Genomic DNA, 6829 nt, shown 5'->3' on the forward strand with positions numbered 1-6829 from the left:
ATGCCACCGGTGGGTCCACGGGCCCACCACTGCATCACCAGTGAGTTTCATCAAGAGACTGAAAGCCCCTGCCACGGCAGGGGCTTTTTTGTTGGCGATTCAGGGGATGTGAATCAGGCTGGTGCCGGGCTTCATGGCCGTTCTGGTGCTGCTCTGCCTGGCGCTGCTGCTCTCGATCCCCGTGCTCAAGCTGATCGGCAGCTCCCCTACGCTCGCGTCAGCGTGACGCAGCCATGGGCAGCAGCTTCGGTGATCAGTTCCGGATTCAGACCTTCGGCGAATCCCACGGCGGTGGTGTGGGGGTGATCGTCGATGGCTGCCCGCCGCGGCTGGCCCTTGACCTGGAGGCCATTCAGGCGGAGCTGGATCGCCGTAAACCGGGCCAGAGCAAGATCACCACCCCCCGCAAGGAGGATGACCGCGTCGAGATCCTCAGCGGCCTGCTCGATGGCGTCACCCTGGGCACACCGATCGCCATGGTGGTGCGCAACAAGGACCAGCGTCCTGGCGACTACAGCGAGATGGCGGTGGCCTTCCGCCCCTCCCACGCCGATGCCACCTACCAGGCGAAGTACGGCATCCAGGCCCGCAGCGGCGGCGGCCGGGCTTCGGCGCGGGAAACGATCGGCCGGGTGGCCGCCGGTGCCATCGCCAAACAACTGCTGACCCGGGCCCATGGCACCGAGGTGATCGCCTGGGTGAAGCGGATCCACACGATCGAGGCCACGATCGATCCGGCAAGCGTCACGCTTGCCGACGTGGAGGCCAACATCGTGCGCTGCCCCGATGCCGCCTGCGCCGAGCGGATGATCGAGCGCATCGAGGCGATCGGCCGCGAGGGTGATTCCTGCGGTGGCGTGATCGAATGCGTGGTGCGCCGGGCGCCGGTGGGGCTGGGCATGCCGGTCTTCGACAAGCTGGAGGCGGATCTGGCCAAGGCGCTGATGTCGCTGCCGGCCACCAAGGGCTTCGAGATCGGCTCCGGCTTCGACGGCACCCTGCAACGGGGCAGCGAGCACAACGACGCGTTCCTCGCCACCACTGACGGCAGCCTGCGCACCGCCACCAACAACTCCGGCGGCATCCAGGGGGGCATCAGCAACGGCGAAACCATCGTGCTGCGGGTGGCCTTCAAGCCCACCGCCACGATCCGCAAGGCCCAGCAGACCGTGACCTCCAGCGGCGAAGCCACGGTGCTGGAGGCGAAAGGTCGCCACGATCCCTGCGTACTGCCCCGGGCGGTGCCGATGGTCGAAGCGATGGTGGCTCTGGTGCTGGCCGACCATCTGCTGCGCCAGCAGGCTCAGTGCAGCCTCTGGTGATCGGCCGCTGCCGCAGAGACGTAGGCCGCCACCCAGCCAGCCAGGCGCGGATCCAGGCGGGGAGCGGCCCCCGCAGCATGGAGGGGCTCGAAGAGGGTGGAGCCCAGGGCCAGGGCATCGACACCCCCCTGGAGCCAAGCATCGAGATGGGCCACCTCCAGACCGCCGGCGGCGATGCAGAAGGGCAGGGGCTCCAGGGCCGCCGCAAGTGAACCCCAGTACCCAGGGCCCAGGGTCGTGGCCGGGAAGAGCTTCACGGCCGCGCAGCCCAGCCCCAGCGCCTGCTGCACCTCCGTGGGGGAGAAGACCCCAGGCACCAGGCCAATGCCCAGGCGCTGGGCACAGCTCAGCAGGGCCGGATCGAGAACGGGGGAGAAGGCGAAACTGAAGCCGGCCTGCCGGGCCGCCTCCAGGGCCTCGATGCTGCGCACCGAGGCCGCCCCGAAGCGGATAGCAGGGAAACGGCGGACCAGCTCACGGCAGTCGTGGCTCCAGCGGGGCGATGGACTCCAGGCAATCTCCACATGGCGAATCCCGGCCGCGGCGAGGAGCGCGATCCGGGACACAGCCTCTAGGGGATGAAACGGGCGCAGCACCGCCAGCAGTGGCAGCGCCCGCAATTCATCCAGCAGCGTCAGCGACTCAGACGTATTCAGCCACGCGCACATCGCTGCGGATCAGGAGCTCCTGGAGCTCTTCGGCATCGACGGTTTCCTTCTCCACCAGCATCTCGGCCAGTTCATCGAGCACCAGACGGTTCTCGAGCAGCACGCGCTTGGCGCGGCGGTAGGCCTCAGCCACCAGCAGACCCACCTCGTCATCGATGGTGGCGGCGGTGTCTTCGGAGAAGTCGCGCTCAGCAGCGATGTCGCGGCCGAGGAACATGCCGCCCTGGGCGCGGCCGAGGGCCACGGGACCCAGCTTGTCGCTCATGCCGAAGCGGGTGACCATCTGACGGGCGACACGGGCCACCTGCTGGAGGTCGTTGGAGGCTCCGGTGGTGACTTCATCTTCGCCGTAGACGATCTCCTCAGCGACGCGGCCACCTAAGGCCACGGCCATCTGGTTCTGCAGATAGGAACGCGAATACAGGCCCGACTCCATCCGCTCCTCACTGGGGGTGAAGAAGGTGAGGCCGCCGGCCTGGCCCCTGGGAATGATGCTGATCTTCTGCACCGGGTCGTAGTCGGGCATCAGGGCGCCCACCAGGGCATGGCCCGATTCGTGATAAGCCACGAGCCGCTTGCGCTTCTCGCTCATGACGCGATCTTTCTTCTCCGGACCGGCCATGACGCGCTCAATGGCGTCATTGACCTCATCCATCGAGACCTCGGTGAGCTGACGGCGGGCCGCCAGGATCGCCGCTTCATTGAGCAGGTTGGCGAGATCAGCACCGGTGAAACCGGGGGTACGGCGCGCCACCTTGTCGAGGTCGACGTCTTTGGCCAGGGTCTTGCCGCGGGCATGGACCCCGAGAATCTGCAGACGGCCGGCATAGTCAGGACGGTCGACCACCACCTGGCGATCGAAGCGACCCGGCCGCAGCAGGGCTGAATCGAGCACATCCGGGCGGTTGGTGGCCGCCACGATGATGATGCCGGTGTTGCCCTCGAAGCCGTCCATTTCGGTGAGCAGCTGGTTGAGGGTCTGCTCGCGCTCGTCGTTGCCGCCGCCGAGGCCTGCGCCCCGCTGCCGGCCCACCGCGTCGATCTCGTCGATGAAGACGATGCAGGGGGCGCTCTTCTTGGCCTGCTCGAACAGATCACGCACGCGGCTGGCGCCCACGCCCACGAACATCTCCACGAACTCCGAGCCGGAGATGGAGAAGAAGGGAACACCGGCCTCACCGGCGACGGCCTTGGCCAGCAGCGTTTTGCCGGTGCCCGGAGGGCCCACCAACAGCACACCCTTGGGGATCTTGGCGCCGACGGCCGTGAAGCGATCAGGGTTCTTGAGGAAGTCGACCACTTCGGTGAGCTCGAGCTTGGCGCCCTCAATGCCGGCCACATCACCAAAGGTGACCTGGGTCTGGGGTTCCATCTGCAGGCGGGCCTTGCTCTTGCCGAAGCTCATGGCGGGGTTGCCACCGCCGCCCTGGGCCCGGCGCAGCAGAAAGAACAGACCGCCGAGAAGCAGCAGCGGGAAGAGCAGGCTGCCCACGGCCTGCTGCCAGGCGGCTGGCTCACGGTTGGGCTGAACGGCGATGTCGACGTTGTGATCGGTCAGCAGCTTGAGCAGATCCTTGTCAGGGGCGAGGTTGACCACGGCCCGGTTGCCGTCGTTCTCCACCACTTGGGCGGTGCCCCGATCGGGGGAGATCAGCACCCGCGAGATCTGGTTCTCCTGAACCGCCTCAACGAAATCGCTGTAGCGGAGGCTTCTGGGGGCATTGGCCGGATCAGGGCGACCCAGGAAAGCGGAGCCCACCGCAATCACCACGATCGCCAGGAGCACATAAAGCCCCGCGTTGCGCCAGCGTTTTTTCAACCTGCGTGCTCCTGAGAGGGGAAGTAACAGAATGTTAACCGTCGCTGGGGACCGTCAGGCGGACCGCAGCACCTCCACCACGCTCCGGAAGGCGAACCACTCTGGGATCTCCTCGCCGCTGCGCAGCATCTGCCGGAACTGGGTTCCGCTCAATTTCTTTACATGCAGCCCCCGCGCTTCGGCGTGCTCGGCCGTCACGTAGCCCTCTTCTTCGGTGTACACCAGGTTCAGCGAAGGCACCGTTTCCATGCCCAGCTCCGGTGCGTTGTCGCGGGCAAAGTCCTGGGCGTCGTAGGGGCCGTAGAAATCCTCACCGCTCAAGGAGCTCTTGCAGCCCGCCATGTCGCGGCCAATGATGAAGTGGGTGCAGCCGTAGTTCTTGCGGATGATCATGTGCTGCAGCGCCTCCCGCGGCCCTGCCATGTGCATGGCATAGGGCAGATAGGCCCAGCGGATGCGCGGGTTCGCCACCTCCGCCGCCAGCCGCTCGTAGGTCTGGAAACGCACCGCACCGGCGATGTCGTCCTCCTGGGTGGGGCCGCAGGTGGGATGCACCAGCACCACCCCTGCCTCGCTCACATTGGTGGCGTGCAGGGCGCGGGTGAACAGCTCGTAGTGGGCCCGGTGAATCGGATTGCGGCACTGGAAGGCCACCACGTCCTGGCCGTGGGGCAACTCGGAGCGCACCTGCTCCGGGGTACGGCAGGGGAAGACCCGCTGGGGCAGCTCCAGGCCCTGGAGGGCACCGCCGAGGTAGTAGCGGCCGCGCTCGCTGGCGATCATGCGCACTGCCGGGTGCTCAAGAGACGTGGTGCCGTAGCAGCCCTTGGCCTCTTTGACCTTGTCGGGCTCCCAGCGGCTCTCCACGGTGAACACCGCCAGCTCCTGGCCCTGGTAGGTGAGCAGCAGGCGCTCGCCCACCGCCACCTCCTCCTGGTCGGTGTCGAACACGATCGGCAGGCCGAACAGCAGCCCCGACGTGGTGCGGTGGCCTGCCACCACCGCCTCGTAGTCCTCCTGGTGCATGAAGCCCTGCAGCGGCGAGAAGCCGCCCACCATCAGCAGCTCCACGTCACAGGCGTTGCGGTGGCTGCACTCGATCACCCGATCCACGCCCGCCGTCAACGCCTGCCGCTGCTCAGCCGGCACGATCAGATCCACCAGCGTGCCGCCGTGGGGCGGGATCAGGCCGGTGCTGGAGCGCCCTGAGGGAGCAGCGGTGGTCATGGAGAGGCCAACAGCAGATGAAGCCAATTGTTCCAGAGTGGGCGTCAAAGGCCTGGGAGCGGCCACAGAAAAAGGCCCCCGAAGGGGCCCGTTCCGGCGGTGAAGCCTCAATCGAGACCTGGGCTCAGGCCTGCTCGAGGCGGCCGTAGAGCTCACCGGTGATCTTCACATCAACGGCCACCTTGCCGCCCATGTCGGTGTCAGAGGGCTGAATCGCTGTGAACACGCCAGCGAATTCACCAGTGGCGCTGTCGACCTTGGTGATCGAGAGGTTGATGGTGCCGACGCCATCGACGTACTGCTTGATGTTTTCCTTGTTGAGATCTTCGTCGTCTCCGGCAGGGACCAGACCGACGGCACTGCTGTAGCCGGTGGTGAGGCCACGGCCCTTGGGATCAAGGAAGTTGGCCGTGCGGTAGCTCGGAGCCCGGTAGGGGCCCTCAAAATCCGTGCTCGGGCTGATGGTGGTGCCATCGGCTGTGGCGACCAGCTTCTTGGTGGAGAAGGTGAAATACACCTCCTCACCACCCGGCAGGAGGACGGTGATCGGCTGGAAGTCGATGCCGCCAAGCTCCTTGAAGGTGAGCGTGGTGTCGTCGATCTTGAGATCGCCGTAGACCTGATCAAGGCTGGAGGTGAAGCGGGTGAGGATCTTGCCCTCCACGAACTGAGCCTCCTGGCGCTTGTTCGTGGGCTCACCTTTCACGAACACTTCGCTCGGGTGGAGGCAGACCTCACGCAGCTGGTAGCTGTTGGCCGGGTCAAGGGGGATGGAGCCGCGAGCCGACTCCGGAAGGGTCGGGCAGTCGTTGGCCTTGCCTGTATTGACGATGTCGTCGTAGGTGACATTGGCCCGATCAACGGCTTTGGCGCCGTTACCGCACGCTGTGACCAGCGTTAGGCAGAGCGCCAGCACGAGGGCCAGAAAGGGTCGAAAACGCATTGGGAGAAGCCGCACAAGCAGGGTGAAACCTTGGTGGTGGGTGCGCCAGCAGGGATCCTACAGATGAAAAACCCCAGTCCCGGTAGCATGTTGCGGCTCTCAACAACCCGTAGGACGGGACGCAACACGGCAGCCATGACCGAAGGTTTCAACGCTCCGGCCGAAGCCCAGGCTCCCCAGCAGGCCGTCGGCGAACTGGTGCGGGATCTCCACCAGCTCGCCGAGGAGCTCGAAGGGCAGCCCGAGGCGCTGCTCAGCTTGCTGCGGGAGCTGGAAACCCTGCATCGCTCGATTCAGGATGGCGCCTTCCGCCGCAGCCTGCCGGGCGATCGTCAGCACCTGTTCGCCCTGCTCAGGGACATGGAGCGCAGCGGCGGCTGGCCCTACATCCCCCGCCTGCAGCTGCGCACGTTCATGGATCTGCTGCAGCGCGACGACCAGCCGGCCCTGCGTGAGGAGCCTCCGCTGGCGGCCTGAGCGGATCCAGCAGGGCCCCGAGGGCAGCGATGAGCTGATGGGCCACGGCGAACTTGCCGGCGGGCTCGATGCGCAGCTCCCGCTCCCCCGGGCCCAGCAGCCAGCCTTCGTTGCCGCTCGCCCCGAAACCGGCCTGGGGCTGATCGATCGGGTTGGCGAAGAGCAGATCGCAGCCCTTGCGCAGCCGTTTGGCCCGGGCCTGGGGCAGCAGATCACCCGTGTGGGCGGCAAAGCCGAGGATCCGCTGGCCGGGGCTGCGGCGGGCCACCAGCCGGGCCAGCAGATCCGGCACCTCACACCAGCCAGCGCCCAGGCTGGTGAGCAGGTCCTGCTTGCTGAGCTTCTGAAGCTCCGGGGTGCCGCGGCCGTGGTC

Annotated in this window: 7 protein-coding genes; 2 read left to right on the forward strand and 5 right to left on the reverse strand. The window is 66.6% G+C overall.

Features of this window, described 5'->3' with window-relative positions; all coding sequences use genetic code 11:
* Positions 1 to 233 precede the first annotated feature (233 nt).
* Positions 234 to 1322 (forward strand): chorismate synthase, encoded by a 1089-nt coding sequence (aroC, locus tag KQ304_RS01410; protein WP_259735346.1) that lies wholly within the window; start codon positions 234 to 236, stop codon positions 1320 to 1322.
* Here the strand turns inward: aroC and KQ304_RS01415 are convergent.
* The 4 genes from KQ304_RS01415 to KQ304_RS01430 form a co-directional block, all read right to left on the reverse strand.
* Positions 1304 to 1990, reverse strand: coding sequence for a bifunctional 4-hydroxy-2-oxoglutarate aldolase/2-dehydro-3-deoxy-phosphogluconate aldolase (locus KQ304_RS01415; protein WP_259735347.1), 687 nt, complete (start codon positions 1988 to 1990; stop codon positions 1304 to 1306). The two genes, aroC and KQ304_RS01415, sit on opposite strands and share 19 nt — an antisense overlap.
* Positions 1965 to 3809, reverse strand: coding sequence for an ATP-dependent zinc metalloprotease FtsH3 (ftsH3, locus tag KQ304_RS01420; RefSeq protein ID WP_259735348.1), 1845 nt, complete (start codon positions 3807 to 3809; stop codon positions 1965 to 1967). The genes KQ304_RS01415 and ftsH3 overlap by 26 nt, the downstream gene beginning before the upstream one ends.
* A gap of 54 nt (positions 3810 to 3863) precedes the next feature.
* A complete protein-coding gene (gene sat, locus KQ304_RS01425) occupies positions 3864 to 5036 on the reverse strand; it encodes a sulfate adenylyltransferase (RefSeq protein ID WP_259735349.1) in 1173 nt (390 codons plus the stop codon).
* A 124-nt stretch (positions 5037 to 5160) separates the two neighbouring features.
* Positions 5161 to 5979, reverse strand: a complete 819-nt coding sequence (locus tag KQ304_RS01430; protein ID WP_259735350.1) for a photosystem II manganese-stabilizing polypeptide — start codon at positions 5977 to 5979, stop codon at positions 5161 to 5163.
* Between the two features lie 135 nt (positions 5980 to 6114).
* On the opposite strand from KQ304_RS01430, the gene KQ304_RS01435 reads away from it, so the two are divergent.
* Positions 6115 to 6456 carry a hypothetical protein gene (locus tag KQ304_RS01435; protein ID WP_259735351.1) on the forward strand — a complete coding sequence of 114 codons (342 nt, stop codon included), beginning with the start codon at positions 6115 to 6117 and terminating at the stop codon, positions 6454 to 6456.
* Here the strand turns inward: KQ304_RS01435 and KQ304_RS01440 are convergent.
* On the reverse strand, positions 6392 to 6829 hold a 438-nt coding region (locus tag KQ304_RS01440; RefSeq protein ID WP_311133876.1), incomplete at its 5' end, for a phosphopantothenoylcysteine decarboxylase. The genes KQ304_RS01435 and KQ304_RS01440 overlap by 65 nt on opposite strands.

This window comes from Synechococcus sp. CS-1329, from assembly GCF_025128055.1.
Classification (GTDB): Bacteria; Cyanobacteriota; Cyanobacteriia; order PCC-6307; family Cyanobiaceae; genus Regnicoccus_A.

Bases quoted from the DNA above. Each gene is read 5' to 3' on its own strand.
- sat (WP_259735349.1), bottom strand. From the start codon at position 5,036: ATGACCACCGCTGCTCCCTCAGGGCGCTCCAGCACCGGCCTGATCCCG.
- KQ304_RS01430 (WP_259735350.1), bottom strand. From the start codon at position 5,979: ATGCGTTTTCGACCCTTTCTGGCCCTCGTGCTGGCGCTCTGCCTAACG.
- KQ304_RS01435 (WP_259735351.1), top strand. From the start codon at position 6,115: ATGACCGAAGGTTTCAACGCTCCGGCCGAAGCCCAGGCTCCCCAGCAG.
- aroC (WP_259735346.1), top strand. From the start codon at position 234: ATGGGCAGCAGCTTCGGTGATCAGTTCCGGATTCAGACCTTCGGCGAA.
- KQ304_RS01415 (WP_259735347.1), bottom strand. From the start codon at position 1,990: ATGTGCGCGTGGCTGAATACGTCTGAGTCGCTGACGCTGCTGGATGAA.